This window comes from Mesorhizobium sp. M0292, from assembly GCF_040321695.1.
In the GTDB taxonomy this organism is placed as follows: domain Bacteria; phylum Pseudomonadota; class Alphaproteobacteria; order Rhizobiales; family Rhizobiaceae; genus Mesorhizobium.
This window is the reverse complement of the sequence record NZ_JAMYSB010000042.1, coordinates 1-26,359: the sequence shown is the minus strand read 5'-3', so window position 1 is coordinate 26,359 and position 26,359 is coordinate 1. Positions and strand designations below refer to the sequence as shown.

21 protein-coding genes and 1 tRNA gene are annotated in these 26,359 nt (G+C 63.3%); 5 read left to right on the top strand and 17 right to left on the bottom strand.

Annotation, left to right across the window (positions count from 1 at the left end):
- From NKI96_RS31710 to NKI96_RS31690, 5 genes are all read right to left on the bottom strand, one after another.
- Positions 1-721: ABC transporter substrate-binding protein (locus NKI96_RS31710; RefSeq protein WP_352807717.1), on the bottom strand; the 721-nt coding region annotated here is incomplete at its 3' end.
- A gap of 268 nt (positions 722-989) precedes the next feature.
- A complete protein-coding gene (locus tag NKI96_RS31705) occupies positions 990-2,048 on the bottom strand; it encodes an alpha/beta hydrolase (protein ID WP_352807715.1) in 1,059 nt (352 codons plus the stop codon).
- 3 nt (positions 2,049-2,051) lie between these two features.
- Positions 2,052-2,729, bottom strand: a complete 678-nt coding sequence (locus NKI96_RS31700) for an isochorismatase family protein (protein WP_352807714.1) — start codon at positions 2,727-2,729, stop codon at positions 2,052-2,054.
- A 403-nt stretch (positions 2,730-3,132) separates the two neighbouring features.
- A complete protein-coding gene (locus NKI96_RS31695) occupies positions 3,133-4,437 on the bottom strand; it encodes a M24 family metallopeptidase (RefSeq protein ID WP_352807712.1) in 1,305 nt (434 codons plus the stop codon).
- Positions 4,438-4,759: 322 nt separating this feature from the next.
- A complete protein-coding gene (locus NKI96_RS31690; protein ID WP_245270335.1) occupies positions 4,760-5,656 on the bottom strand; it encodes a GlxA family transcriptional regulator in 897 nt (298 codons plus the stop codon).
- A 183-nt stretch (positions 5,657-5,839) separates the two neighbouring features.
- Here NKI96_RS31690 and msrC point away from each other — a divergent pair, with 183 nt between their 5' ends.
- Positions 5,840-6,337 carry a free L-methionine (R)-S-oxide reductase MsrC gene (gene msrC, locus NKI96_RS31685; RefSeq protein WP_023689662.1) on the top strand — a complete coding sequence of 166 codons (498 nt, stop codon included), beginning with the start codon at positions 5,840-5,842 and terminating at the stop codon, positions 6,335-6,337.
- On the opposite strand, the gene NKI96_RS31680 is transcribed toward msrC, so the two are convergent.
- Positions 6,334-7,368, bottom strand: coding sequence for a YeiH family protein (locus NKI96_RS31680; RefSeq protein ID WP_502900315.1), 1,035 nt, complete (start codon positions 7,366-7,368; stop codon positions 6,334-6,336). The two genes, msrC and NKI96_RS31680, sit on opposite strands and share 4 nt — an antisense overlap.
- A gap of 248 nt (positions 7,369-7,616) precedes the next feature.
- Positions 7,617-10,343: an autotransporter domain-containing protein gene (locus NKI96_RS31675; protein ID WP_352807708.1), complete on the bottom strand. Its 2,727-nt coding sequence runs from the start codon at positions 10,341-10,343 to the stop codon at positions 7,617-7,619.
- Positions 10,344-11,085: 742 nt separating this feature from the next.
- Between NKI96_RS31675 and NKI96_RS31670 the strand changes: the two genes are divergently transcribed.
- The 3 genes from NKI96_RS31670 (at position 11,086) to NKI96_RS31660 (ending at position 13,508) form a co-directional block, all read left to right on the top strand.
- Positions 11,086-11,556: a GNAT family N-acetyltransferase gene (locus tag NKI96_RS31670; RefSeq protein WP_352807706.1), complete on the top strand. Its 471-nt coding sequence runs from the start codon at positions 11,086-11,088 to the stop codon at positions 11,554-11,556.
- Positions 11,557-11,569: 13 nt separating this feature from the next.
- Entirely contained in the window at positions 11,570-11,953 is a 384-nt protein-coding gene (locus NKI96_RS31665) for an ACT domain-containing protein (RefSeq protein ID WP_023705798.1), read from the top strand.
- A gap of 121 nt (positions 11,954-12,074) precedes the next feature.
- A complete protein-coding gene (locus NKI96_RS31660; protein ID WP_352807705.1) occupies positions 12,075-13,508 on the top strand; it encodes an aldehyde dehydrogenase family protein in 1,434 nt (477 codons plus the stop codon).
- A 62-nt stretch (positions 13,509-13,570) separates the two neighbouring features.
- Here the strand turns inward: NKI96_RS31660 and NKI96_RS31655 are convergent, their stop codons facing one another.
- The 10 genes from NKI96_RS31655 to NKI96_RS31610 form a co-directional block, all read right to left on the bottom strand.
- The gene (locus NKI96_RS31655; RefSeq protein ID WP_023689671.1) at positions 13,571-14,881 is read right to left on the bottom strand and encodes an HlyD family type I secretion periplasmic adaptor subunit; all 1,311 of its coding nucleotides are present in this window, start codon (positions 14,879-14,881) and stop codon (positions 13,571-13,573) included.
- Complete coding sequence (locus NKI96_RS31650; protein ID WP_352807703.1) at positions 14,878-16,614, bottom strand: type I secretion system permease/ATPase; 1,737 nt, start codon at positions 16,612-16,614, stop codon at positions 14,878-14,880. Before NKI96_RS31650 ends, NKI96_RS31655 begins: the two co-directional genes overlap by 4 nt.
- Before the next feature lie 35 nt (positions 16,615-16,649).
- On the bottom strand, positions 16,650-17,072 hold the full coding sequence (locus NKI96_RS31645) for a hypothetical protein (protein ID WP_023750467.1): 423 nt from the start codon (positions 17,070-17,072) through the stop codon (positions 16,650-16,652).
- A gap of 72 nt (positions 17,073-17,144) precedes the next feature.
- The gene (locus NKI96_RS31640) at positions 17,145-20,486 is read right to left on the bottom strand and encodes a M10 family metallopeptidase C-terminal domain-containing protein (RefSeq protein ID WP_352807701.1); all 3,342 of its coding nucleotides are present in this window, start codon (positions 20,484-20,486) and stop codon (positions 17,145-17,147) included.
- A gap of 367 nt (positions 20,487-20,853) precedes the next feature.
- Complete coding sequence (locus NKI96_RS31635; RefSeq protein WP_023694374.1) at positions 20,854-21,300, bottom strand: hypothetical protein; 447 nt, start codon at positions 21,298-21,300, stop codon at positions 20,854-20,856.
- Positions 21,301-21,333: 33 nt separating this feature from the next.
- Positions 21,334-21,468, bottom strand: coding sequence for a hypothetical protein (locus NKI96_RS31630; protein WP_352807699.1), 135 nt, complete (start codon positions 21,466-21,468; stop codon positions 21,334-21,336).
- Positions 21,469-21,774: 306 nt separating this feature from the next.
- Complete coding sequence (locus tag NKI96_RS31625) at positions 21,775-22,278, bottom strand: hypothetical protein (RefSeq protein ID WP_031208806.1); 504 nt, start codon at positions 22,276-22,278, stop codon at positions 21,775-21,777.
- A 393-nt stretch (positions 22,279-22,671) separates the two neighbouring features.
- Positions 22,672-23,298, bottom strand: a complete 627-nt coding sequence (locus NKI96_RS31620) for a hypothetical protein (protein ID WP_352807698.1) — start codon at positions 23,296-23,298, stop codon at positions 22,672-22,674.
- Positions 23,299-23,307: 9 nt separating this feature from the next.
- Positions 23,308-23,381 (bottom strand) — tRNA-Gln (locus NKI96_RS31615).
- Positions 23,382-23,527: 146 nt separating this feature from the next.
- The gene (locus tag NKI96_RS31610) at positions 23,528-24,475 is read right to left on the bottom strand and encodes a lysylphosphatidylglycerol synthase domain-containing protein (protein ID WP_023736455.1); all 948 of its coding nucleotides are present in this window, start codon (positions 24,473-24,475) and stop codon (positions 23,528-23,530) included.
- A gap of 349 nt (positions 24,476-24,824) precedes the next feature.
- Here NKI96_RS31610 and NKI96_RS31605 point away from each other — a divergent pair, with 349 nt between their 5' ends.
- On the top strand, positions 24,825-26,168 hold the full coding sequence (locus NKI96_RS31605; RefSeq protein WP_352807696.1) for a Ppx/GppA phosphatase family protein: 1,344 nt from the start codon (positions 24,825-24,827) through the stop codon (positions 26,166-26,168).
- Positions 26,169-26,359 lie beyond the last annotated feature (191 nt).

The following is a 26,359-nucleotide window of genomic DNA, read 5'->3' as shown; positions in this document are numbered from 1 at the left end:
CATTCCAGCTGACCAGTTCGCAGGGTCCGGTGGTGATCGCCAGCGCCTTCATCGGATCGTCGCCGCCCTCATAGGAGCGGTGCATGATCAAAGCCGGATAGTCGGCCATACCGGCGATCAGGGAAATGTCGGGCTTCGGCAGATTGAGTTTGACGGTGAAGTCGTCGACCTTCTCGATGCCGCCGTCGACCGGTTTCTTGGTGTCGGCATTGATCAGCGCACCCATGCGCGCGGCGACCGAGTTGCCGGCGACGGAAGCATCGCACCAGCGGGTGAGATTGTGGATGACGTCGTCGGCGTTGAAGGTGTCGCCATTCGACCAGGCGATGCCCTTGCGCACATGCAGCGTCAGCGTCCTGGCGTCGTCGCTGGTTTCCCAGCTTTCGAGCAGCCACGGCTCGAAGGTGAAGTCGCGGTTCCAGCGCACCAGATATTCGTTGCAATGGCGCGCCACATTGGACATCTCGACACCGTCGAAGGTGCGCGGATCCTTGAAACCCTTGACGTTCATGGCGACGCGCAAGGTGCCGCCGCGCTTCGGCTCTTCGGCCCGGGCAGGTGACGCGCTGAGGCCGCCCAGCGCCAGCGCGCCGGCAGCACTGACGCCAAAGCCGGCCATGATGGCGAGATATTCGCGCCGGTTGACGCCGCCTTTCCTGAAATCATCGGCAACGGGCTTCGCCTGCGGGTGCAAATTACGGTCGGTCAGCATGAATTTCATCGTCGTTCCCTCTTTTGTTGGGCGCCCCGACGGTCCGCCTCCGCTGGGGCGGATGCGATCATCGGGCGCCGTTGCCTGAGCAGGTGATGATAAAGCGGGCCGACCCCGGGAAATGTTCTCTTTTCCGCAATTCTTGTGCGCCACTCCGCAGTGGTAGATGGCCAATCTCCCCCCTTGTGGGGGAGATGTCCGGCAGGACAGAGGGGGGCGCTGTCCCGCCATCCCGTCTGCCGACTGGAGTATCTTCACAGATAATCGTTGCGTTGATTTAGGATACTGAAGGGCCGCGATCCTTCGCGCCCCCCTCTGGCCTGCCGGCCATCTCCCCCACGAGGGGGGAGATCAGCGCTTCATCGTTCTTGCCGAGCACGGCGACGGCGGCGATGGCTGCAAGCGTGCACACGAACGCCTCGCCGGCGCGCTGAACACTTTTGCGGGCGCGCAGAAAACTGTGCACCAGCCGCGGCTCCTCATACCACCAGGCGCGGCCGCCGGCGGCAACGATGCGGTCGCGATAGGTCTCGCCGTCCGATGACAGCGGATCGCACTGGGCGGTGATGATGACAGTCGGCGGCAGGCCGGAGAAGTCATTGTCTTTCAGCGGAGAAAAAGTCGGGTCGTCGGGCGACTGTGCCGGGGCAGCGCGAATGGTGCGGTAGAACGCGATGTCGCGCAGCGTCAGCAACGGTGCCTCGGCATGTTCGACATAGGAGCCGGCACTCTCGTCGCCGCCGAGGCCGGGATAGATCAGCACCTGGCCGGCCGCCCGGCGCAGGTGGCGGCGCGAGGCGTGCGCGACCGCGGCGGCAAGGTTGCCGCCGGCGCTTTCGCCGACAAGCACGATCGGCAGGTCCGTTGTCACCGCCGCCCATTCGAACACGGTCAGCGCGTCGTCGAAGGCGGCCGGGTGCGGATGCTCCGGCGCCAACCGGTAGTCGGCCGAGACAACGTCGAAACCGGTGCCGGCGCAGATCTCGGCGCAGATGTCGTCATGGCTGTCGAGCCCGCCAAGCACAAAGCCGCCGCCATGATAGTAGACGATGACGGCGCGCACGGGCTTGCCCGCCATCCGGTAGTAGCGGATCGGGATGGCGTGCCCTGCATCGGCGGCGATGATGCCGCCGCTGGCCGAAACCCCTTTGGGATAACCCTGATGGAAGGCGCGGCACATCGCATCATAGACCGACCTTTGCTCGGCGATCGGAAGTTCGGCGATTTCTGGCGGGAACCAGTCATTGACCAGGTCGATATGCTCCCACAGCGCCGGGTCGAGCAGGGTGGCGTATTTCCCCCGCCTGGTGGTCTTGAGCTTGTGGACCGTGCCCATCTCTCAGAGCTCGCCGTAGAGACGCTCGGCGTTTTCAAAGGTGAAGCGCAGCGGCACCGAGCCCTCGACCCGCCATGCGCTGACAGTGTCGCCCGCCATCAGCCGGCACGCGTCTATCGTGTTGGTGACGGCGCCGCCATAGAGCCGGTTGGCAAGGTTGAGGATGGCGGTCTGGTGCATGGCGGCACTGCCGCTGCCGCAGGCATCCTTGACCAGAAGCACGCGAAAGCCGGATGCGACCGCGTCCTTCACGGTGGCGTCGATACAGGCCTCGGTCCAGACGCCGGCGACGATCAGCCATTCGATGCCGCGCGCCTTGAATTCGGTTGCGGCAGGCCCGGCGCCGAAGGCGCTGGCCTGCGTCTTGACCAGCATCGTCTCGCCGGCCGCGGCCGCCACTTCTGGGCAGATTTCCGTCAGCGGATCGCTCTTGTCGGAAAAAGCCGACTTGCCGTCGGCATCGAGCGGATGGAACGGCCGCGCCTTGGCGGCATCGACGATATAGGCCCAGTGATACAGCGGCACGAAGTTGCGCCGCGCCGCCGCCTGCAGGCGCTGGACGTTGGCAAGCACCTCGCCAAAACCTTCGACCAGATAGCGCTTGTCCTGCCGATGCTCTTCCTGGAGGTCGATGAACGCCGCGGCGACCGTGCCACGTTTGATCGAGATGGGGCTTTTCATGCGGATAGGCCTTGGTTCGCGACCAACGCCGCCGCTCTTCTCGCAAGGGCAGCGCAAGCGGTGGAGATTGGTCGGCGTCCTCCGAACTTCGTCCTCCCAGGGCGAAGCAGCCGCGCAGCGGCGTCGCGGAGACCCTGGGATCCGTTCCGTGACGTCGACCGTGGAGTGCAACTGTGCAGGATCTGCACCGTTGCGGCGCTCTGGAGTCCATGCCGTGACATTGGCCAAGGAATGCGGCGGAGCAGAACTTGCACCGTTGCGGCGCGGATGAGTCCCGGCATGGATCCCTTGGGCTGCGGAGCAGCTCCAGGGGTCTGCGCCGCGTCGCTGCGCTCCTTGCTTCGCCCTAGGATGACGACGGGATTGGCGTTCACGCTGGTTGCCAAGGGATGCGAAACGACCATCAAACCTGCTTCTCCAGAAACTCATCCTCGTAGGGAAAGCGCGACAGAAGCTCGGTGCCGGTGTCGGTGATCAGGATCTCGTCTTCCAGCTTGACGCCCTCGCGTCCGCCTTTCTCGCCGATATAGCTTTCCACGCTCACCACCATGCCGGGCACGACAACACCGTCGCGGCCGTAGGTTTCATAGTCCATGGCGTGCGCTATGAACGGCGTCTCGCCATGCATGCCGACGCCGTGCATCACCGAGGTATAGCGCTGGTCGACGAAACGGTCCGGGATTTTCCACGCCTTTTCGGCGATCTCGCGAAAAGCCATGCCCGGCCTGACGATCGAAACGTTGTGCTGAACCTGGTCGTGCGCCATGCGGTAGAGCGATTTCTGATAGCCGGTCGGCTTGCCCGGCCCGCAGCGGAAGGTGCGCGAAAAATCGGAATAATAGCCATAGCAGCCGATCGTGTCGGTATCGAGCGCCAGAAGCTCGCCCGGCCGGATCTTGCGGCCGCTGGCCTCGTTGAACCACGGATTGGTGCGCTGTCCCGAGGTGAGCAACCGCGTCTCGATAAACTCGCCGCCCTGGCGGATCACCTCGCCATACATGATGGCGAACAGCTCGTTTTCGGAGACGCCGGGCTTGATCGCCTCGCGCACGGCATAAACAGCGGCTTCCGCGCCAGCCATCGATACCTGCAGGCATTTGACTTCCTCGGGTGTTTTCACCGCGCGCACCGCCAGGATTTCGCCCTGGCAATCCCTGACGTCGCAGCCGCGCTTTTCCAGCGCCAGCGCCTGCAAATGGCTGCAGCGGTCGAGCCCGAGCTTCATCGAGCCGCCGCCGTGCTTCGTCAAAAGCTCGGCGATCTCGTCGGCGAAGGGACCAGCGGTTTCGTCGTCACGGCCCGACACCGAAGACCACACCAGCTTGGACGGCCGCGCCTCGTCGATCGTGTCGAGCACCATCGAGACATGGTAGCTCTGCGGGTACTCGAACAGCACGATCGGCCCGTCGGTCGGGATGAAGAAATACCGCGTCGAGTTGCGCAGGAAATAGCCGAACATGTTGCGCGAGCCGGTTGCGTAGCGCTGGTTGTAGGGGTCGAACAAAACGACGCCCCCATAGCCCGCCTCGCGCATCCAGCCGCGCAGCTTGGCCAGCCGGCCCTTGCGCAAGGCGTCGGCATCGATGAAGGACGGCTCGGTATCCGACAGCCACATGCCGCCGGCGGAGTCGGCCGCGACCGGGTGGCGCATGCGGTCCTTGAAATCCACATCCTCGGTGCTGTCCGGGTCGAAAACGACGATGCTCATGGTGCGCCTCCTGAAGGCCTGAACATAGCTACGAACCGCAGAATGTCTGTGCGAGAATCCGCAGATGTCGTGCGAAATGCCGCAAGAAGGGCATGGATACAAAGGGCAATGTTGCGATCCTTCGCGCCCCCCTCTGTCCTGCCGGACATCTCCCCCACAAGGAGGGAGATTAGCAGCTTTCGCGTCCCGCTCGCCCTGCAACGTTGGTGATTGGCGAAAGCCGAGGCGACATCTGATCTCCCCCCGTGTGGGGGAGATGTCCGGCAGGACAGAGGGGGGCGCTGTCCCGCCAGCATCTCACCGCGTTAGCGCGCAGCGCTCTCTAATGCCGCCGCATCGCCTTCGGCGCGTGCCCATGCTCCTCGCGAAACGCTCGGGCAAAACTTGACATCGAAGCAAAGCCGCAGGCCAGCGCCACGTCTCGCACCATCAGCGTCGAATGGGCCAACAGGTCGGCGGCGCGCCGCAGCCGGAGCCGCCGGTAATATCCATTGGGCGAAATGCTGAGCTGGGCGCGGAAATTGCGCTCCAGCTTGTCGGAGGAGACACCGAGCCTTGCCGCCAGCTCCGTCATGCCGAGCCGCTCTTCCACCGCATCCTCCATGATGGCGATGGCCGACAGCACCAGTTCGTTCTGGACGCCGGTGCGCAGCCTGAGCGGCATCAGCTTGCGGTCGACGCTCGAACGCAAGGGGCTGTGCACGAACCATTCGGCAACGCCCGCCGCGAGCTCGCCGCCATAATCGTTGGTGATGATCTCCAGCATCATGTCGAGGCTGCCGACGCCACCGGCCGAGGTGAAGCGCTTGCGGTCGATGACGTAGAGATCGCGCCGGAGCTCGATATCCGGGAAGGCCTCGGTGAATGCCGCCTGGCTGGTCCAGTGCAAGGTGCAGGCATGGCCGTCGAGCAGGCCGGCCCTGGCGAGGAAGAAGGCGGCGTCGGCCACCGCGCCTATGTGAGCGCCGGCGCGCAGGCTCTTGCGCATCCACGCAACCGCATCGTCGGCGACAAGCAGGTCCGCATTGCCGCCCGAGCAGACGACGATGCGGTCGACCTTCGGCGCGCCGAACGCTGAGAATCCCGGTTGTATGACAACCCCATTGGATGCCTCGACCGTGCCCTGGTCGGCGCCGACGATCACCCAGCGATAGCACTCGCGCTTGGCCAGCACGTTGGCGGCGCGCAATGGCTCGATCACCGAACTGAACGCCATCATCGGAAAGCCGGGAAAGACCAGAACGGCGAAGGTGAGGGGACCTTCGCTCGCTGCGGGTTGCGCCCGGTCGTGTGTTTGGCTGGCACGGTCGGTATTCACAATTGTGTATTTCCCGGGAGCGTCATTGGTGGCAGACAGGAAATGTAGCGGGCTTTTTGGCCCGCCGGCAATGGAGACGACGCCATGTTTGCGGCCCAGACCATCGACAGCACCGACAAGCCGGCCTTCTACCGCGAACTGGCCACCCAGTTGAAGGCGCTGCTGGAAGGCGAGAGCGACTCCGTCGCTAACGCCGCCAACACATCGGCGCTGATCTTCCAGATGGTGCCCGATCTCAACTGGGCCGGCTTCTATTTCCTGGCGTCGGACGAGGAGCTGGTGCTTGGACCGTTCCAGGGCAAGCCGGCCTGCGTGCGCATCGCCGTCGGCAAGGGCGTGTGCGGCACCGCCATCGATCTCGAAATGTCGATGCTGGTCAAGGATGTGCATGAATTTGCCGGCCACATCGCTTGCGACGCCGACTCGCGCTCGGAACTCGTCGTGCTGCTGAGGGACAATGACGGCGTCTTCGGCCTGATCGACCTCGACAGCCCGACGCCCGGCCGCTTCGACAAGGACGATCAGGCCGGCATCGAGGCGCTTGCCGCGATCTATGTCGCGGCGAGTTCGTTCGAGGACTAAGCGAACTTCACCAGCATCAGGCTGAAGCAGCCGATGAACAGGAAGGCGCAGGAGGCGAGCGCCAGCGGGCGAAGGCCGCGCGAGCGCAGCTGCGAAATGTTGGCCTGCAGACCCATGGCGGCGAGCCCCATGGTCAGCATGATGGTGGTGGCGAACGCCATGGCCGACTTCACTTCGGCCGGCACGGCAACCAGGCTGTTCAGCGCCACGACGGCGATGAAAGCGGCGACGAACCACGGCATCGGCGGCCGCGCACCGGATTGGTCGCTTGGGCGATCGCCATTGCTCTTGCGGCGCGCCATCAGGCCGAGCGCGATGACCATCGGCGCCAGCAGGGCGACGCGGGTCAGCTTGGCGACGGTGGCGATCTCGCCGGACTGGGCGCCGTTCTGGAAGCCGGCGCCGATGACCTGTGCCACCTCGTGGATCGAGGCGCCGGCCCACAGGCCGAATGCGTGCTGGTCGAGGCCGAGCACCGGCGCCAGCAGCGGAAAGCCGAGCATGGCGACGGTGCCGAACAGCGTGATCGAGGCGACGGCATAAGTGACGTCCTCGTCGCGCGCATCGGTGACGATGTTGGTGGCAACGATCGCCGAAGCGCCGCAGATCGAGGTGCCGGCGGCAATCAGCTGCGCCAGCTTGGCGTCGACGCCGATCAGCCGGCCAAGCGTAATGGTGAAGACGAAGGTCGCTCCAAGGGTCAGCGCCACGATGCCGACGCCGCCGGCGCCGATGGAGACGACCTGGCCGAGCGTCAGCTGAAAGCCGAGCAGCACGATGGCAAAGCGCAGCAGGCGCTTCTGCGAGAATGCAATGCCGGCCTTGGCGTGGGCGGGCGTGCCGAGCACGTTGGAATAGATCAGGCCGGCGACGACGGCGAGGATCATCGGGCTGAACAGCGCGAAGCCGGAGACATTATGGGCCGAGAAGGCCATCCCCGTAATCATCGCCACCAGCACGATCCCGGGGATGACGCCATTCCACACGGAACCGAGCCGCTTCCGGCCCACGGCCAGATCGGCGGAAATCATGCTGATCGGAATATCGTTCGCTAGCTGGGCGGCGGAAGACAATGCAATTCTCCACGCAAGTACCTCAGGAGAATGTCATTCCAGAATCGATCTTTCCAACGAATTGTTTTTGTTGAAATGATCGATTTTTGTGAACGTTTAGGGCGGCCGAGGTCAGAATGAGAAAGAGCGCCCGGGCGAAACCTGGAGCCGCCCTAGATCATGATGAATTCCCATCACGATCTAACCCCACTTTTTGGGATCATGCCCTAGTATTTCATCCCAATTCGCGCGGCGATCGTATGGTCCTGGCTGTCGCCGTTGCTGCCGACCGCGGTGCTGTAGTTCAGCCCGAAGGCAATACCGCCGATTTGCGCATCGACGCCGAGCCCGATTGACAAATAGTCGTTGGAAAAGGCATCTGCGTCCAGCGCGTAGGGCGTGGTGCCGATATCGGCATAGCCGAGGCTGACGCGGCTGGAGCCGGCAAAGTCGTGCGTATACTCAAAGCGCGCGCGCGGTGTGAGCAGACCCCAGCTGGTAGGAATGTTGTTCTCGATGCGCAGGCCAAGGGTGCCCGACAGCGTGTCGACGGTCTGCTTGCCGAAGGTCAGATTATAGATGTCGCCACCCGTCTCGGTGAAGCCGCCAAGCGTGGAGTGGGACCCCGACAGACGTCCATAGGGTGATATCAGAGAGTCCGGCCGGCGAAATTCGTAGCCCGCCGTCAGCGACCCGAAGACCTGGCTTCCGTCGCGCGTTCCAGACGCGAAATCGCCGGTATCGGTCACATAGCGCTCACTGTCGAAATTGAGGGCGCCATAGCCGGCAAGGCCATCGACAAAAAAACCTAGCGCCGGGCGGTAGCTGCTATAGGCGGCGACCGAGATGGCATGGGCGCGGCTTTCGGTGCCGTTGCTCCCGACGTCGGTGACGTCATGGCCATAGCCAAACCCGAGACCGGCGGTGAAGGTCGGGGAAAAGCGGTAGTCGGCACCGACGATCACGCCGACCAGCGTATGGTCGAGCTTGATGGCTCCATCGTCATCGGTGCCGAAATTGACGTAGCCGCCGCTCCAGAAGGCCAGTTCGCCAAATGGGTTCTCGGCCGGCAGTGACGACGTCTGGGTGTCCACGTCCGTGCCAGTTGAAGACTGTCCGGTCTTGATCGGCGACGCGCCGGTCGAAGTCCTGTCCTGCTTTGCGTTGGCGTTGGGCTGAATGCGCTCCGGATTGGGCGCTCCGTAAGTGGACTGCGACGATGCCGTGGCGATTGCGGCGAGCGCCGGATCGTTCGCTGCAATCTGCTGCTGAGCGTATGCGTCGGGGTTGTCCGACGATTGCTGGACGGCAACGCTGAGGCCTATCGAATTGTGGCGCTGGTCGCCCTCATTGTGGAGCTGTTCCAGCCTCTGTCCAAATCCCTGGATCTGAATGTCGGCGAAGTGCTTTGCCGCCTCCACCTGTGCCCGAATCAGGCCGATCACTTCCGGATCGCGCGAGGGGTCGGGCCGCGCCGTGACGTTGATGGTCACGGTTGCCGGAGGTGACGTTCCGTCGGCATTCGAGAGCGTGTAGGTCAGGCTGGTTGTGCCGGCAAAGGTGGCTGCCGCGGCAAACTGCAGGATATAAGCGCCGCCATCGGGCACAATGGAAGCCGTGCCCGCTTCGCCCGGCGGCGGCGAGGCAATCGTGGCGCTGGTAAACGGCCCATTCGTCGCCCCTTGCGTCAGGTCGAGGGACCCGGTCGTTCCGGCCATCACGTCCAGCGTGTGGTCCTGTGCCGACGGCAAGTGGATCTCGACGGCCACAGTGTAGTCACGTTGGCCCGTAACGCCGTTGCTGTCCGTGGCCCGCACCGTAAAATCGTAATTGGCCGCGACAGTGGGTGCGCCAGCCAGCGTACCTCCAGGCGAGAGCGCGAGGCCGGGAGGCACTGAGCCGGAAATCACGGTGAAGGTGTAGGGTGCGGCGCCGCCATTGGGGCTGCTTGCCGTGATGGTCTGGCTGTACGGCGTGCCAATATGCGCATTCGGCAATGTTGCCGGCGACAGCTCCACCGTGACCGTGGTGCAGGACAGGACAAGATTGGTCACGTCGGCTCCCGCCACCGTGCCCGAGGCCGTCGTGACCGTGCATGTCTGGTCGGCCGGCTTGGCAGTAACCTCAACGCTCCAGTTGGAGCCGGTCAGCAGGCCATCCGCAAAGGCAAAGGTGGTATCGCCGACATTCACGTCCCTGGTTTGCGTCCCTGCCGGCGAGCTTGATGTCAATTTCAAACTCACCGTCCCGGTCTGACCGCTCGCCGTGCCGCTGATCACATAGAGCGGCTCATCAAAACAGATCAATGCGGACCCATCGCCTGAATTGACGCCTTCCGCCACCGCAGCCGATTGCAGCGAGCCGGCATCCGATGATCCGCCGCCGCCGCCGCCGCCGGCGCCGTTCCAGTTCTGCTGGCACGAGGTCGTGCCGACGCCTGCGCCGCCACCACCGCCGCCGACAGTAGCCCCGCCACCGCCGCCACCAGCATATCCGGCGCCCAGGAAAGACCCTGAGAAATTTCGTGCAGTTCCGCCTTGGCCATTTGTCTGACCGGCCGTGCCAGGAAAACTATCGCACCCAGCCCCGATCGCGCCACCGGCACCTACAGTGCCACCTTCACCGCCAAAGGGGCCAAGGCCGCCCGAAACATCGGTTCCTGCCGAGCCGGATCCCCCGCTCTTGCCACCGACGCCACCAGCTATCGAATTTGTAGTGTGCCAGCCCCCGTTGCCACCGCCGCCACCGCCGCCAGCAATTGCCAGGCGGGTTCCGCCCAGCCGCAGGTCGGTCGCCCCGCCACCATTGCCGCCGTCGGGAGTACCGCTCGCGCCACCGGGATTGACCGCGAGCGAGCCACGGCCGCCAACGCCGACAGAAAGGATGTCACCCGGCGCGACAGTCAAGGAACCGCTCACCTGGCCGCCGAGCCCGCCGGCGCCGCCTGGGCTCAATGGGCTGCCCCCGATGGTGCCGGCGCCGCTCTTGCCAACCCCGCCTTGCGCTCCCTTGAGGTATACTGTGGCGGAATGGGTGTTGCCAGGAACCGAGATGGACTGGTCGCCGCCAGTAAAGCTAAAAGCATGAGCTGTCTGTGTGGGACTACAAGACTGCCCGAGCGCTGACGTCGTGCCCGCGAGCGCGTAGACGACCGTCATCGCGCCTAACAAACGTGAGATTGTACGCTTTGCCGGCCCTCGATGCATGGCGCCCCCCCCGTCAGCCCGTCCAGTGCTTCTCCGCTTATATTATGATGCCAAGATTAGATCAAATAGAAATTTGAACCAATGGTAGGTTGAATGTCCAACAATATTAGCTGTTGCTGTTTTTTTGTACGCGTACGAGAGCCCTACTCGACGGCGCAGCAGTTTAGGCGAGCAACCACCGCGCAAGGTGAAGACTGGCGTTGCCTGGCAGTACACTTATGGCCTTGCCGGCGCCGCCCGCTCTAGCCGCGCGGGTCAACTCGGAGGCTGGGCCAACGCCAAAATCTTGACAGCGCCGCGCTTCCTGCTCCAGCGTGGCGTCATGTTCGTTTTCTCGTTCGCCATCGCCAAGCGACGCCGTTCCTGCACCACGCAGCGCGGCAAGCTGTTTGCGCGACGAAAAGGACCGGCCCAATAAAATTCCGGTTCGTTCGTTCCAGCCCCGCCCTCGACGTCTGCCGGCGGGGTTTTCATGTCTGGAGCCTTTGCCATGTCCAATTCTTCCATCCTGTTTCGGCCGGCCCAACCGGCGGACGCTGCCGCCATCAGGGACATTGTGCGTGCCGCCTATGCCAAATGGGTGCCTCTGATCGGCCGCGAGCCGCTGCCGATGCGCGCCGACCATGACAAGGCGGTCGCCGAACATCCGTTCGATCTCGCCATCGAAAATGGCCGCATCGTCGGCATGATCGAGACCATCCTGGCCGACGATCATCTCTGGATCGAGAATGTCTGCGTCGCGCCACAGGCGCAGGGCAGGGGCATCGGCCGGCTGTTGCTGGAACGGGCGGAGCAGAAGGCGCTGGAGGCCAGCTGCTTCGAGCTGCGCCTGCTGACCAACGGCGCCTTCATGGCCAATGTGTTGTTGTACAAACGGCATGGCTATACGATCGACCGGGAGGAGCCGTTCATGAACGGCATGACGGTCTATATGAGCAAGAAACTGGGTGATGGCCGATAACAGGGAGGATCGGATGGCAGTCAGGGTCCGGTTGAAGCCGCTCACGGGGCGGTATGCGGTTTCGCGCCTCGAAGCAAAAGACAGCATTCCCGGCTGGGCGGACGGGCCGGGCTTCGTCAGCATCACCAGGACAGAGGACGAGCTTTCGGTCGTCTGCCTGCAGGATCGGGTGCCGGACGGGGTGAAGCATGACAGGGACTGGGTCGCCCTGAAACTCCAAGGTCCCTTTGCCTTCGACGAAACCGGCATCGTCCTGTCGGTGATAAAGCCATTGTCGGAAAGCGAACTCGGCATTTTTCTGGTATCCACCTTCGATGGTGACCATCTGCTCGTCAAAGCCAAGGATGAAGCCGCGGCAAGGGGGCTTCTGGTCGCGGCGGGGCACACGCTTCTGTAGCCGTAGGCTCAATCGCCCGCCCTTGCGTTTGACATCGCTCTTGCCCCATCGTTATTCCTGAGCCGATACGACGATCCGGCGATCGCCCCCCATCAATCAGAAATCCCCCGAGGAGAAGCCCATGTCACACAATCTGCAGTTCTATATTGACGGCGTGTGGGTCGATCCTGTCGTGCCCGGCACACTCGACGTCATCGACCCGTCAAACGAAGATGCTTTCGCGCAGATTTCGCTCGGCTCAAAGGCCGATGTCGACAAGGCGGTTGCGGCCGCCAAGCGCGCCTTCGAGACATTCGGCTTCACTTCGGTCGAGGAGCGCCTCGATATCCTCAACCGCATAACCGAGGTCTACAAGAAGCGCAGCGCCGATCTGGCGCTGGCCGTATCGCGCGAGATGGGCGCGCCGCGCCAGATGGCACTCGACAGCCAGGTCGGCATTGGCCTGGCACATCTGCAGAAGATGGCCGAGGTGCTGAAGTCGTTCGAATTCCGCCACGTCAAGGGCTCGTCGCTGATCGTCAAGGAGCCGATCGGCGTCGTCGGCCTGATCACGCCGTGGAACTGGCCGCTGAACCAGATCACCTGCAAGGTCGGTCCTGCGCTCGCCGCCGGCTGCACCATGGTGCTGAAGCCGTCCGAGATCGCGCCGCTCGACGCCATCATCTTTGCCGAAATCATCGACGAGGCAGGCGTTCCCAAGGGCGTCTTCAACCTCGTCAATGGCGACGGCCCGGGCGTCGGCCAGGCGCTGTCCAGCCATCCCGATGTCGACATGATGTCGTTCACCGGTTCGACCCGCGCCGGCATCCTGGTCGCCAAGGCGGCCGCCGACACGGTCAAGCGCGTGCATCAGGAGCTTGGCGGCAAGTCGGCCAACATCCTGTTTCCCGATGTCGATCTTGAAAAGGCCGTCGGCAAGGGCGTCGCCGGCTGCTTCAGCAACTCGGGCCAGTCCTGCAATGCGCCGACCCGCATGTTCGTGCCGCGCGACCGCCATGACGAAGCGACCGGCTACGCCAAGACGGCGGCCGAAAAATTGACCGTCGGCCCGGCCGATGCGGCCGGCACCAAGCTCGGCCCGGTGGTCAGCCAGATCCAGTTCGACAAGATCCAGGACCTGATCCAGGCCGGCATAGATGAAGGCGCCACGCTGGTCGCGGGTGGACCGGGGCGTCCGGCCGAGCTCAACCGCGGCTACTATGTCCGCCCCACCGTGTTCGCCGACGTCACATCAGATATGCGCATCGCGCGCGAGGAAATCTTCGGGCCGGTGCTGGCGATCATGCCTTACGACACAGTGGAAGAGGCGATCGGCACCGCCAACGACACTGTCTATGGGCTGGCGTCCTACATCCAGGCCAAGGATATCGAGAAGGCCCGCGAAGTCGCCGCCCGCATGCGCACCGGCAATGTCTACATCAACTATCCGCAATGGGACGCCGGCCTGCCCTTCGGCGGCTACAAGCAATCCGGCAACGGCCGCGAATACGCCGAATACGGGCTGGAGGATTTCCTCGAGATCAAGGGCATCGCCGGCTACGAGGCGGCGGAGTAGGCCTAACCCTTGGGGACCGGCAACCAGCCGGTCTCGAGGCTTCAGCTCTTAAAGGTGCGGCTTCACTCTTCCCGGAAAGCTTTCTGGATCTGATCCGACAGCGGCTTCACCAGATAGGAAAGCATCGTCCGGTCGCCCGTCGGGAAGAACACTTCGGCCGGCATGCCTGGCGCCAGCGCCAGCCCGCGCAGCTTGGCGACCTCGGTTTTGGGCAGCGTCACCCGCGCCACATAGAAGGCTGCTCCGGTGCGCTCTTCGATGGTGAGATCGGCCGAGATCCGCGACAGCGTCCCGGTCAGCTCCGGCGTGGTTTGCCGATTGAACGCCGACAGGCGCAAAATCGCATTCTGGCCCATCGTCACCTGGTCGATATCCTGGGGTGCGATATGCGCTTCAACGGTCAGGTCGTCCGTCACCGGTACGATCTGCATCACCTGTTCGCCGGGGGTGATGACCCCGCCGATCGTATGCACCGCCAACTGCAGCACCACGCCATCCTGCGGGCTGCGCAGATCGATGCGCTTCAACTGGTCCTCGGCCGCTACCTTGCGTTCGACGAACTCGGAGATCTTTCCCTGGGTATCGCGTAAATCGGTCGCGACCTCGCTGCGAAGATCCTGGTCGATCTGGATGATCTGCAGTTCGATCTCGGACGCCTTGCCTTTCACCTGGGCAATTCCCGCGGTCAACTGGCCATGCTCGCCTTCGAGCCGCACCGCGTCCCGTTCCAGCGACGTCATGCGGTCGATTCCTATCAGCTTGCGATGCCAGAGCGACCGCACACCTTCCAGCTCGATCTGGATCAGCTCGATCTCGCGGCGTTTCGCCTGCAGCTGCTCGGTCAGGCCGGCACTCTCCTGCTTCAACTGCGCGATCCGTTCGCGCAATTGCGATCGCTGGCCAGACCGCGCCTGGTGCCGGAAATCGAACAGCGATTGTTCTCCGGCCATCGATGCGGCGACACCGGCTTCGTCGCGCCGCGATGTCAAAACGTCCGGAAAGCTGATCGTGTCCTTGCCGTCACGCTCCGCCTCCAGGCGCGCCAACCGTGCATAAAACTCATCCAGACCTTTTGAGACGATCGCCAGATTGGCGCGTGTTGTCGTTTCATCCAGCCGCACCAGAATATCGCCCGCCTTGACCCGGTCGCCTTCACGCACCCTGATCTCGCCGACCACGCCGCCCGTCGGATGCTGAACTTTCTTTACATTGGAATCGACCACCAGCCGGCCAGCTGCGATCACCGCACCCGACATCTTGGTCACTGCCGCCAGGCCGCCAACACCTCCGACAAGCAGCAGACAGGTAGCAACGCCAGCCACGAGATAGCGGCGGACCTGCCGATGATGCAAAGCGGATCTGTCCTCGCTCATGCAGGAACGCCTCTCTCCGTGGCGGCAACGACCTTGAGCGGTGCCGCCGATCGGAAGACCTTGTTCAGCACCTCATCCTTCGGACCGAAGGCCTGCACATGGCCATTGGCCATCACCAGCACGGTGTCGACATTGGCCAGCACACTGGATCGGTGCGCGACGACGATAACGATGCCGCCGCGGTCCCTGATGCCCTGGATGGCGGCGGACAAGGCCACTTCACCCTCTGAGTCGAGATTGGAATTCGGCTCGTCCAGGATGACCAGGAAGGGATCGCCATAAAGAGAGCGGGCAAGGGCGACACGCTGGCGTTGCCCCGCCGACAGCGAGGCGCCGGCTTCGCCAACCTTTGTGTCGTAACCGTCGGCCAGATGCACGACGAGATCATGCACGCCGGCGGCCTTGGCTGCCGCAAGCACCATGTCGGACGACGCATCCGGGTCGAAGCGGGCGATGTTCTGCGCGATCGTTCCGTCGAACAACTGCACATCCTGCGGCAGATAGCCGATATGTTTGCCCAACTCGTCGGCCGGCCACTGGTCAAGCGTCGCGCCGTCCAGCCGCACGGCGCCGCGCGCCGGCAGCCAGACACCTGCAAGCGTACGCACCAGCGATGATTTGCCGGAAGCACTCGGGCCGATGACCCCCAGGCCCGCTCCCCTGGCCAGTGAAAAACTTGCATCCCACACCACCGGCGTGCGTTCGCCCGGCGGCGCGACACTGACATTCTCGACCGCCAGCGCGCTGACAGGCGCGGGCAGGGTCACGCCGGTTGCGCCTTCCGGCAGCGCGGACAGAAGCTGCTTCAGGCGTGCCCAGCTTTGCCGCGCCGAAATGAAACCCTTCCAATGCGCTATCGCCAGTTCGATCGGAGCCAGCGCCCTGCCCATCATGATCGAGCTTGCGATCATGATGCCGCCGGTCGCCTCTTGCTTGATGACCAGATAAGCGCCGATCGCCAGCATTGCCGATTGCAGCATCAACCGCAGGATCTTGGAAATCGTGCCAAGCGTTCCCGCGACATCGCTGGCTGCCGCATGGGCGTTCAGGTACTCGGCATTGACGGCAGACCACCGCTCGGCGATACGCCCGCCAAAACCCATGGCCTGCATGGCTTCGGCATTGCGCCTTGTCGCCTCGGCCAACGTGCTGCGGACGGCCGCGTGCTGTCCGGCGATCCTTGTCGGGCCGCGGGTCCGGAACTCGGCCAGAAGCGTCAGTGCAAACAGGACAACGGCGCCGGCAAGCGCGGTAACGCCGATCCAGAAATGAAAAATGAAACAGATGCCGATATAGAGCGGCATCCATGGCAGGTCGAACAAAGCGGTCGGTCCGGCACTGCCGATAAAGGAGCGGACCTGATCGAGATCCCGTAGGGGTTGCAGCCCGTCGCCGGAAGGCTTGGCGCGCAGCGGCAGGCGCATCAGCGCCGAATAGACCGACGGGCTCAGCTTTGCGTCCAACCCCTGTCCCAGCCGCACCATGAGGCGAGAGCGGATCAGCTCCAGCACTCCCTGAAACACGAACAATGTTCCCGCAAGCACCGCCAGGCCGACCAGCGTCGGCACGCTGCGACCCGGAACGACGCGGTCATAGACTTGCAACATGAAGAACGAGCCGGTCAGGGTCAGCACGTTGACGACCCCGCTCATCAGTACGATGCCCGAAAACGCACGTCGAAAGGACGCCAGGATTCCGACCAGCGTAAGCGGCGTCGATGGCGTCAGCTGCATGCAGGCTCGCAATCAGGATATGGCATCTCGTCCCTTCAATAGATAACTGCCTTGAGTGTGACATGGACGGGCAAGCCGGCCTGGAACTGCGCGCTGCCCCGCGCCACCAGCCAGCCGTCCGCACGCTCCAGGCGCGCAACGACCTGCAGCGTTGGTGAAGCGGTCGAGCTTGCGGGCAGGGGCAAGGAAAATTCTATCGTCTTTGAGCCGCCCTCGCTCTTGAGGCTGGTTTTGGCGGCGCGGCGTCGCCCACTGTCCTGAATGGCGGAATCCTCAAGATAGATCTCGAGATGACCTTCCGGGATAGCCTTGCCGCCCACAAAGGTGACGGCGCCGCGAATATCTGTTGCGCGAATATCTGGCGCGCGAATATCTGGCGATTGCGCTGCCGCTGCCCCGGTGGCCGCGGCGACTGCCGCAACTCCGGCGGCCATTAACACCGTGCGGCGGTCAGTCATCGCGTCCTCTCCCTTTTCACTGCGCTGGGGTATGCGGGAGGGCAGCCTGACGGCACCCCTCCCGGCAACGCGTTAGATGACGATGAAGTCTGCAGCCGAAAGATCCAGATTTGTGTTCAGGTGTGCAAACTGAACGGCTGCTCCCTGTCCGGAACCATCGGCGTCGTAAGACAATATTCCACTGTCGGTGTCGTAGATGATGCGGTCGTCGGCATCATGAGCAGCGCCGGCTGCGCTCTTGTAGAATGAGCCCAAAGCGAGGGCGCCGTCGCCGCCAACGCTGGCAAAGATGAGGTTGTCCAGCAGGATCGTATCGTCGGCGACCTTGAAGTCCTTGATCCAGTCGATATTGCCGTTCCCGAGTTCTGTCGAGAAGCGGAAATAGTCGTCCCCGGCGCCGCCGGTCAGCGTATCGGCAGCCAGCCCGCCATCCAAAAGGTCGCTGCCGCCGCCGCCGTTGAGCGTATCGGCGCCCGCAACGCCCGGCTGAGCTGGTGCCGGCGGGAATTCGACCGACACGTTCAGCTTGTAAGTCGAGCCCTCCGGCACGGATTCGACCCAGCCATCGCCAGGAGCCGAGTCCGACCATTCGCCCTCCACAATATAGTAGGTTCCGGTTTCCTGAACGATGAAGCTGGTGCTCGAATCGCGGCCGTTGTTGGAGCCGGGGTCGTTGCCGCCATCGTCGTTCTGGGCGACGATATTGCCATCGCTGTCCAGCACCCTGACGATGCTGTCATGGACATTGGGGTCGGCAATGCCATCGATGTCGATGGTGATGATCGTGCCGGCCGCCAGGTTGATGCTGTAATATCCGCCCAAGCCGTTTCCGGTGGCATTGACGGTGGTGTGAAGGGTGGTCGTCGAATCGAAGATGTCGGGGTCGGCGGTCAGCGAGAAGTTGTTCGAGATGTCGAAGGCGGTCGAGACCGAATTGTTGGTCGCGTCCGGTCCGAGCGTGGCGTAGCCGGTGCCCATGCCCGGGCGTGGCGGAGCATCGCCCTGATAGGCGAAATCGCCGAGCAGGGTGTCATCGCCGCCGCCGCCGTCGATTTTGTCGGCGCCGCCCTGGCCGGTCAGCACATTGGCCGCGCCATCGCCGGTCAGGTGATCGTTGAAGCCCGAGCCAGCCAGATTTTCGATCGAGATATAGGTGTCGCCGCCGGATTTGCCGCCACCCAGTTTGAGGTTTTGCCCGCTGGCCGCGTCGGCGTAGTCCGCCGTGTCGCTGCCGGCGCCGCCATTCAATATATCGGCGCCGCCACCGCCGGTCAGCGTGTCGTTGCCGGCGCCGCCGGAAAGTTTGTTGGCCTGGGCGTTGCCGATGAGATGGTCGTCGAAGAACGACCCGACGGCGTTTTCGAAGCCGACCAGGATGTCGTGCCGGATAACGGTGCCGCGCCCGACGATCTGCACCGGGCCATCGCCGTCGCCGCCATTGGCCGTGCCATTGGCGAGGTCGATCGTCACGCCGGCGGAGCTGCCTTCGTAGACGACCGTATCGATGCCGGCGCCGCCATCCAGATAGTCCTGGCCGGCGCCGCCGATGATCGTGTCGTTGCCGGCTTCACCGTACAGGATGTCGCCGTCATTGCCGCCATCCAGTATGTCGTTGCCGCCGCCGCCGTTGAAATAGTCGCCGCCGCCCCGGCCCCAGAAATGATTTGCCGCCGACGTACCGATGAAACGGTCGATGCGGTCATCGGAGCCGATCAGGTTCTCGATGCTGTAGAAGGTGTCGCCCGTGGCGGTTCCGCCGCTGGCCACGTTCGTCTCGAGGTTGACGAGCAGTTGGAAGGGGCTCTCCTTGCTGAAGTCGACCGTGTCGACGCCGGCGCCGCCCCTGAATATATCGACGCCATCCTGGCCGCTCAGCGTATCGTCGCCGTCGCCGCCGTCGAGGATGTCGTTGCCCTGGCCGCCGAGGATCGTATCGTTGCCGCGGCCGCCATAGAGCGTGTCATTGCCGTCGTCGCTCTCGGTCTGGTCTGGAAGGTCGGCGACATCGATGGTGTTGTTGATGTCGCGGCCGGCGAGCGAGTCGCGGCCGCCGATGATGAGATCATCGCCGCCTTGGCCGAAGATCGTGTCGTCGTCGGCGCCGCCGTCGAGCGTATTGTTGCCATTGTCGCCGAAGATGACGCTGGTCATCGTGTTGTCGCCGATGATTGGCGGGGTTTCGGTGCCGCCGTCTCCAGGCTGGAGTGTCGACTCGTCGGCATAGATGATGTGTTCGACGTTGGCGATTTTCCGGATATTCAAGTTCCGGTTCAGCAGAATGACCGTGTCATTCCCGCCATTCGCTTCCTCGCGCACGATGTCGTCGAGGGAATCGACGAAGTAGGTGTCGTCGCCGCCATTGCCGGCCATGCGGTCGCCGCCGCCGCGGCCATCCAGCACGTTGGCTCCGTCATTGCCAATCAGGACGTCGTCATAGCTGCTGCCGATGCCGTTCTCGATGTAATAGTCGGTGCCGTCGGCGTTGTGCCCGGCGAAGATCGACACATTGTTGCTGTGGCCGTTGACGCTGGAGAACTGTCCGGCGCGCAAATCGAGGATCGTGCCGGCCGTCGAGCCGGAGAAGTCGATCGTGTCGGTTCCGCCGGTGTCATGGATGACGAAACCGATATCGTGCTGCATGCCCGACGAGGTCAGCCGGTAGCCATCCACGGCACTGCCGAAGCCGTAGACGTTGTCGCCCGTGTTGAGATCGATATGCTGATAGGTGCGCACGCCGTTCTCGTCGACGGTGGAGAAAAAGCGGCGGATGACTGCCTCGATGTCGGCCATCATCGGCGTTGACGCCGACCAGCGGCTGGTTTCACCGACATCGATCCCGTCGAAATAGGACATGACGCTGTATTGCTGACGGTCGTAGGTCCAGGTCGCATTGTTCAGATAATTGATCTGTACGCCGCCGGGGCCGCTGTAATTGTAGAGCCCGGGGTGGTTCAGGCCGAACTCATGACCGAATTCATGGATGAAGGAATCGAAGACATAGCCGCCAATATCCGTCTTGTTGACCTCGGTGTCGTGGAAACGCTGGCCGATGCTGACATAGCGGTCGTTGGAATAGGCGCTGCCGTCGTCCTCTTCGCCCAGTTCGGGGCTGACAACCTGCATCCAGTCCGTTGCGCTGTTGTATGGTGCATTGTCGACGATTTCGAACTTCAACGGGGTGACACTGGCCCACATCTGCAAGGCGCCGATCGCGGCGGCCTTGTATTCGGGATGGTCATTGAGCTCGGAGACATTGATCCTCAGCGTTCCCGCCGCGATCGCCGGCGTTATCGACCGGTCCAGCGCTCCAAGGTAGGTGAGGAAGGCCCCGTAATCTTCGCTTTTGCCGTACGGGTTGTCCGGCGTCTGGTCGTTGACCCACCATTGATCGCTGGTTTGGCTTGGGTTCGGCATCCTTGGGACTCCTTGGTCTCGCAGCCGTGGCAATTGCGGCTGTACGGTTTAGCAGTTGCCAACCACCGACAAGCATCGTTTGCGCTTGCCGGTCGAGCCCCGTCCCAGTGCCAACAATGCTATTGGAATCTTCGCTTGTCTAGCCTCTGTTCGCGCTCAGTACATATGAAGGTTCTTGGGCGCGCTTGTGCCGGCGGGTTTTGAGATACTCGTTTGGTGCTGATCGCTATCGCGCTAGGCTATGTCCGTACTTCCCCGCAGGTGCACCGGGCAGTATCTGCATCAACCATCCCGACTGGGCGCCGGGCTGCCGTTCGGCGGCGAGAAGCGATCAGGCAGCGGGTGGCTCGCCATCGTCTCCAGTTCCTCAAATGCCGCTGCGGACGCGTTCCGAGTTGGTCAAAGCTTCACCTAGACGGCCCACCGTTTGTTTCATCGCCTTTTCGGCGGAGTCGGTGAGCGATTTAGCGCCACCCTCGCAAACGACGCCGGCATCACCTTGAGCATTGCCTTGACCCTCGACCGTCGAACCGAGTAGCCGACCCTTACGGCCATCGACAGTTATTGAGGCAACCAGGTCGACGTCAGTCTCAATGCCGGCGGACCAGAAGCCTGGTACGACCCGAAGCCGAGCGTTCAATTCCTCTCCTTTCACTACAATCATTCCACGGCTTTTGCGTTCGGCTAGCCCAGCGGCATCGACTGGCTGATCAACCACTTCGAGTTCAGTGACCAGTGACTCGAGCGTCTTCCGAACTGATCCAGAAAATCCGGCTCGCATGTCGATCGGATAACTGTGAGCGGCGCAGTTCATATCGGTTTGATCGACCTATTGAGGCCTGTAGAATCAATGAAAAGCAAATATTTGCCAGGTAGTTTCTCGCATAACTTTTGAATACAGATTGTACGCAGCGATTGGCATTGGTTCGGCTTTGTATTGGTAGCCACCAAGCGCAAGTGCGACCGTAAAGACGGCCAGCATTCTATATTCCATCCCCAGCCCCTCCCAAGGCATAAGGGGAACATCGCCCAAGACTGTTGCGGACGCAAGCGCTCGATCAGCGTGGCACAGTTTGATGGAATGAAAAGTCGTAGAGATAGCCCCGTTTTGACTGACAGAGGACCGTAGATTGACATTGAGACTCAACGGAGTCGTGCGCCGAACGCCAACATCGGCACGTGCCTGAGGAAGCATCCTTTTCACCGCAGCCCAACCTGCAAAGCCAAGGTGCTGGGACACTAGATGCCCAGCTGATACCAGAAGCTGACAGCGAACGGCCCGCGTGCTTCAGGATCCCGTCCGGCGCGCGAAGTGTTCATATGTCACCCGCCAGGGGTCGCTCTCCGCTCGTCTCTCCTCGCCGATCCAGTGAAAGCTGGCGGCGGTGATCTCGGTGAACCGCCACCGCGCCTGCAGGCCGCGCGAGTCGGCGCCCATCTGGACGATGTCCTTGCCTTCGGCCCGCCCGATCTGGCGCGAATAGTCCTGGTTGAGCGGATCGCTCCAGATAATGTGCCAGCCACCGATCCCGGGATCGAAGACGCGCAAGGTCGTGCCATACATGGTGGACGGGGCAGGGCGCCTGGGCCTGATCCAGATGTCCTGAATGGCGCGGCCTTCGAGCACCCAACCAAAGTGACACTCGCCATCCCATTTCTGAATTGTGCCGTCGGTGCGGCGGTGAACCGTCTCCATGTCCCAGCTGCCGATCAACCATCCATAGAGGTCCATGTCTTTCGCCCGGTCGGCTGGCGGACCCTCGGATGCAAGAGCGGTGAGAAACGTCGTCATGATTATGTCAAGGGCAAGCCGCGCGGAAACGCTGGGCGTTCCAACCATCGCAGCGTTGCGGGTTCGGGGTCTTGGGAAAAGTTGCGGTAATGCTGCTGTGAAGGCACTTCCGCGTTCGCGCCATATCGAATCTATGCGCGAATGCTAATGTAGCATCGGCGGGTACCCCAATGCCCGCCTGGCCGGCGCCTTACTCAGGCAATCTCTTGATGAGCGGCGCCGGCCGCTGGCTTTGGCGGCGGCCACTCCTGCCGGAGGATATCAGGCTTGGCACGCGGTTATTGCAGGGCAGTTTTGGCAGGCTTCCGATCTCGGTCTGTATCCCCAGAACGTCCGCTGCCCAATCGCAGTTCCGGAGAAGCATCGCTCGACTTCATGATTATTGGAACCCAATCAATTCTCGGGCGGCGCTTCATCCTCCCAGCCGGCCAGCTCCGGCAGGTCGTCAAGCCAGCTTTTCTCTGTGATCGAGGTTTCGCCGGCCTGCGGCACTTCCTCAGTCGCGTTTTGAATGAGCCAGTCCATCCACTTGCGATAGGCAGCCGGGGCCAATTCCGGCGGCAGCACCTTAGCCTTGGCCAGCATGCGTTTGCGGAAACTGAGTTGCCGGCGCAGTTTCGTCGTCGTGAATTTTATCGCCTTGCCCTGATATTCCACCGTCCAGCGCCCATCGCCGTGGCTGGTCAGCCTGTCGATGGCAAAACCGGCATCGACCGGCCTGTCGCGCCAGGGAAGCTCGATGGCATTCCGCCTGAGATCGAGTGCCCATCGCCGGTAATCGGCCCCGGCACGCTGCGGCGGCAGAACGCCAGCCTGTTCGAGGATTTTCCTGCGAAAGGTAGGCTGCTTCTTGATCTGGCCGGTTGTCAGCTCGATGCGATGCCCACGGAACTCGACATGCCAGCGGATTCTCCCGTTGCCGACATATTTTGCCAGCCTGTCGATGGCGAACTCGTCGTCGGACAACTCCACGCATCCCTGGCGGATGCGTTCGAGGATGTACTGGCTGTCAGTGGGCATGACGTGCCTTGGCTGGGGAACCTGGATTCGAACCAGGACTAACGGAGTCAGAGTCCGTGGGTCTACCGTTAACCTATTCCCCAGCAGGCGCTGTCGCGCTGGTGGGCCGCCGAAGCAGCCGCGCGTGCCTTGTAGCCGCCGCCGGAAAATAGTCAAGCCTGCGTTGCATTTCAATCTCGGTGTTTCATCAGCCAATTGCGCCAGGCGGGCGCTGTCGCCCGGCGCGACCTCAACTGTCCGTCCGGCTGTATTGCGAGTGCTCGAAGAACAGCACCACGCCGAGCGCGATCAGCAGCGGGATGATCAGGTAGAACAGCCGGAACACCAGAAGTGCCGCCAGCACGCCGACCGGGTCCATATCAGACAGTCCGGCGAGGAACACGACCTCGAACACGCCGAGCCCGCCCGGCGCGTGCGAGATCTGCGCAACCGAGAACGACACCAGGAACACGCCGAGGATGACGAAATAGCCGGGATTGCCGGCAACGGGCAGGGCAAAGAAGATGATCGCCGCCGCCGCCAGAAGCTCGATCGGGCCGATCAGCAATTGCCGCGCCACGATCGGCAGCGCCGGGTAGTGCAACTGGAAGCCGGCGATTTTCAGCGGCTTCAGATGCAGCCAGCTGCCGAAGATGTAGGCGCCGACCAGGATCAGCAAAGCGATGCCAGCGGCGATCGCCAGGCCGTGGTGCGGGGCGCCGGAAAAGCGGTCGATGATTGCAGGCTCGAACACCAGCACCAGCCCGCCGACCAGAATGCTGGAGAGCACGAAGGTGATCCAGCAGATCGCCACCAGAATGCCGACGTCCTGGCCGGTCAGCCCCCTGGTGCCGTAGGCGCGGTAGCGGATCACGGCGCCCGAAAACACCGAGCCGCCGATATTGTGCGACAGCGCGTAGGTGGTGAAGGAGCAGAAGGTGACGAACAGCCACGACACTCGTCTGCCGATATGCAAGAGCGCGATGTGGTCATAGCCGGCGAGCGAGGCATAGGCGACCACCGAGCTCAGTGCCGCAAGCATCCAGCCGCGCGTCGGGATGGCGGATATGCCGTCCCAGACATCGTCGATCGAGATGCCGCGCAGTTCATGCCACAGCAACAACAGCGACCCGATGACCGCCGCGACACCGATGACCGGCCACAGATAGCGCTTCCAATTCGTGGCCCCCCAATTCATGGAGTTGTCGTCATGTGTTGCTGCCCATCGCCCAGGCGGGCGTTAAAACGTCCGCGATTCACCAATTCCCCCTCATTTCAGAAATGCCTCATTGAAGCCGGCTATTCAACCGGCAAGGGTGAGCAGCCGGTTCGCCAACGGCGAATTCGCCGTGCCAGTGGCAAGATGAAAGGCTAGCGAACGCCGGGACGCTGCAAAGCAGCGGGGATCTGGCAGGACGCAGCCGGCAAAATTTGAGTCCTTGCTCTTGGTGATCCGGTCCGGCGCTGCTACTCTGGCGGCAACTTAAAAGATTGAAGCGCCTGCTGCGTCCGGTTTTCCGGTTCGCGCGGCGCCGGAAGGAACTGAAGTGGAAGACCACGACACCGGCGCTGGCGCGCCGGAAGTGGGCGTGTCCAGGGCTTCGCCGCCATCAGGCGGGCCAAGCCCATCCGCCGGGCGGCCCCGCCAGGCGGGGCCCCAGTCCGGCAACGGACAGGCCGGCGACGCCCAGCATCAGCGCGGCAAGGCGAGAAAGCGGCGCAAGCGCCGGCGTGGGCGCAAGGTTTTTGCGCGCGACGACAGCCCTCTCGCAACGGCCGCGGCGGTCGGTGCGCCGGCCTCCGTCGGCCCGGCCGCTCCAGCGCCCGTGCCTTTGCCCTCGGCCCCACAACCCCGACCGGAACAGCCCATGCATCGGCCGCCGATGCAGGAACTGCCGGTGTTTGCCGCGCTCGATCTCGGCACCAACAATTGCCGGCTGCTGGTCGCGGTGCCGCAACGCCATGGCCAGTTCCGCGTCATCGACGCCTTCTCGCGCATCGTCAGGCTGGGCGAGGGGCTGACCGCCAATGGGCACCTTAGCCAGGCGGCGATGGACCGCGCCGTCGAGGCGCTGAAAATCTGCGGCGACAAATTGCGCAACCGCAAGATCAGGAAAGCCCGGCTGATCGCCACCGAGGCTTGCCGCACCGCCGATAATGGCGTCGAATTCCTGCAGCGCGTCGAACGAGAGGCGGGGTTGAAGTTGGAAATCATCGACCGCCAGACCGAGGCGCGGCTTGCTGTATCCGGCTGCGGCTCGCTGGTCGAGCGCGACACGCAAGGCGTGGTCCTGTTCGACATCGGCGGCGGCTCGTCCGAAATCGCGCTGATCGACCTCACCGGCCAGCGCTCGCCGCGGCTTGCCAACCACATCGTGTCGTGGACGTCGCTTCCGGTCGGCGTTGTCTCGCTGGCCGAGCGTTTTGGCGGCCGCACGGTGACGCGCGAGATCTTTGCCGCCATGGTCGACGACGTCGCGGTGCGGCTAAAATCCTTTGATGGTCGCGACCGGTTGAGCCACGTGCTGACCAGCCCGAAATTTCATCTGCTGGGCACATCCGGCACGGTGACGACGCTGGCCGGCGTCTATCTCGACCTCGAACGCTACGACCGGCGCCGCGTCGACGGGCTGTGGATGGACCGCGACAGCGTCGACCGCATGGTCGAAAAACTGGTCGGCTGGGATTTCCAGCAGCGCTGCGCCAACCCGTGCATCGGTACGGACCGCGCCGACCTGGTGCTGGCCGGCTGTGCTATCCTGGAAGCCATCCGTGCGGTGTGGCCGTCGGAGCGGCTGCGCGTCGCCGACCGGGGCTTACGCGAAGGGATTTTGAGCGAGCTGATGGCCGATGACGGCGTCTGGCGCAACAGTGGGCGGGGCCGAGCATGATCCGCATTGCTTTGGTGAACGGTCGACCCCCACTCCGTCGAGCTTAGCTCGACACCTAAACCCCCCACGCCGGGGTTGAGGAAGGGGGCGAACTTTTTCAGACCCCCGCCTTTCCTCTCCCTCCGGAGGGGGGAGAGGTGGCGCGGCGAAGCGGCGACGGAGTGGGGGAAGCCCTCCGCGAAACGCGAAGC

What these genes read in the sequence shown, in the direction of transcription:
- NKI96_RS31655 (WP_023689671.1), bottom strand. Translation starts at nt 14,881, where the DNA reads ATGAGCGAGGACAGATCCGCTTTGCATCATCGGCAGGTCCGCCGCTAT.
- NKI96_RS31660 (WP_352807705.1), top strand. Translation starts at nt 12,075, where the DNA reads ATGTCACACAATCTGCAGTTCTATATTGACGGCGTGTGGGTCGATCCT.
- NKI96_RS31635 (WP_023694374.1), bottom strand. Translation starts at nt 21,300, where the DNA reads ATGAACTGCGCCGCTCACAGTTATCCGATCGACATGCGAGCCGGATTT.
- NKI96_RS31705 (WP_352807715.1), bottom strand. Translation starts at nt 2,048, where the DNA reads ATGGGCACGGTCCACAAGCTCAAGACCACCAGGCGGGGGAAATACGCC.
- NKI96_RS31690 (WP_245270335.1), bottom strand. Translation starts at nt 5,656, where the DNA reads ATGATGGCGTTCAGTTCGGTGATCGAGCCATTGCGCGCCGCCAACGTG.
- NKI96_RS31680 (WP_502900315.1), bottom strand. Translation starts at nt 7,368, where the DNA reads ATGATTTCCGCCGATCTGGCCGTGGGCCGGAAGCGGCTCGGTTCCGTG.
- NKI96_RS31650 (WP_352807703.1), bottom strand. Translation starts at nt 16,614, where the DNA reads ATGCAGCTGACGCCATCGACGCCGCTTACGCTGGTCGGAATCCTGGCG.
- NKI96_RS31670 (WP_352807706.1), top strand. Translation starts at nt 11,086, where the DNA reads ATGTCCAATTCTTCCATCCTGTTTCGGCCGGCCCAACCGGCGGACGCT.
- NKI96_RS31665 (WP_023705798.1), top strand. Translation starts at nt 11,570, where the DNA reads ATGGCAGTCAGGGTCCGGTTGAAGCCGCTCACGGGGCGGTATGCGGTT.
- NKI96_RS31630 (WP_352807699.1), bottom strand. Translation starts at nt 21,468, where the DNA reads ATGCTGGCCGTCTTTACGGTCGCACTTGCGCTTGGTGGCTACCAATAC.
- NKI96_RS31620 (WP_352807698.1), bottom strand. Translation starts at nt 23,298, where the DNA reads ATGCCCACTGACAGCCAGTACATCCTCGAACGCATCCGCCAGGGATGC.
- NKI96_RS31700 (WP_352807714.1), bottom strand. Translation starts at nt 2,729, where the DNA reads ATGAAAAGCCCCATCTCGATCAAACGTGGCACGGTCGCCGCGGCGTTC.
- NKI96_RS31610 (WP_023736455.1), bottom strand. Translation starts at nt 24,475, where the DNA reads ATGAATTGGGGGGCCACGAATTGGAAGCGCTATCTGTGGCCGGTCATC.
- NKI96_RS31645 (WP_023750467.1), bottom strand. Translation starts at nt 17,072, where the DNA reads ATGACTGACCGCCGCACGGTGTTAATGGCCGCCGGAGTTGCGGCAGTC.
- msrC (WP_023689662.1), top strand. Translation starts at nt 5,840, where the DNA reads ATGTTTGCGGCCCAGACCATCGACAGCACCGACAAGCCGGCCTTCTAC.
- NKI96_RS31640 (WP_352807701.1), bottom strand. Translation starts at nt 20,486, where the DNA reads ATGCCGAACCCAAGCCAAACCAGCGATCAATGGTGGGTCAACGACCAG.
- NKI96_RS31625 (WP_031208806.1), bottom strand. Translation starts at nt 22,278, where the DNA reads ATGACGACGTTTCTCACCGCTCTTGCATCCGAGGGTCCGCCAGCCGAC.
- NKI96_RS31695 (WP_352807712.1), bottom strand. Translation starts at nt 4,437, where the DNA reads ATGAGCATCGTCGTTTTCGACCCGGACAGCACCGAGGATGTGGATTTC.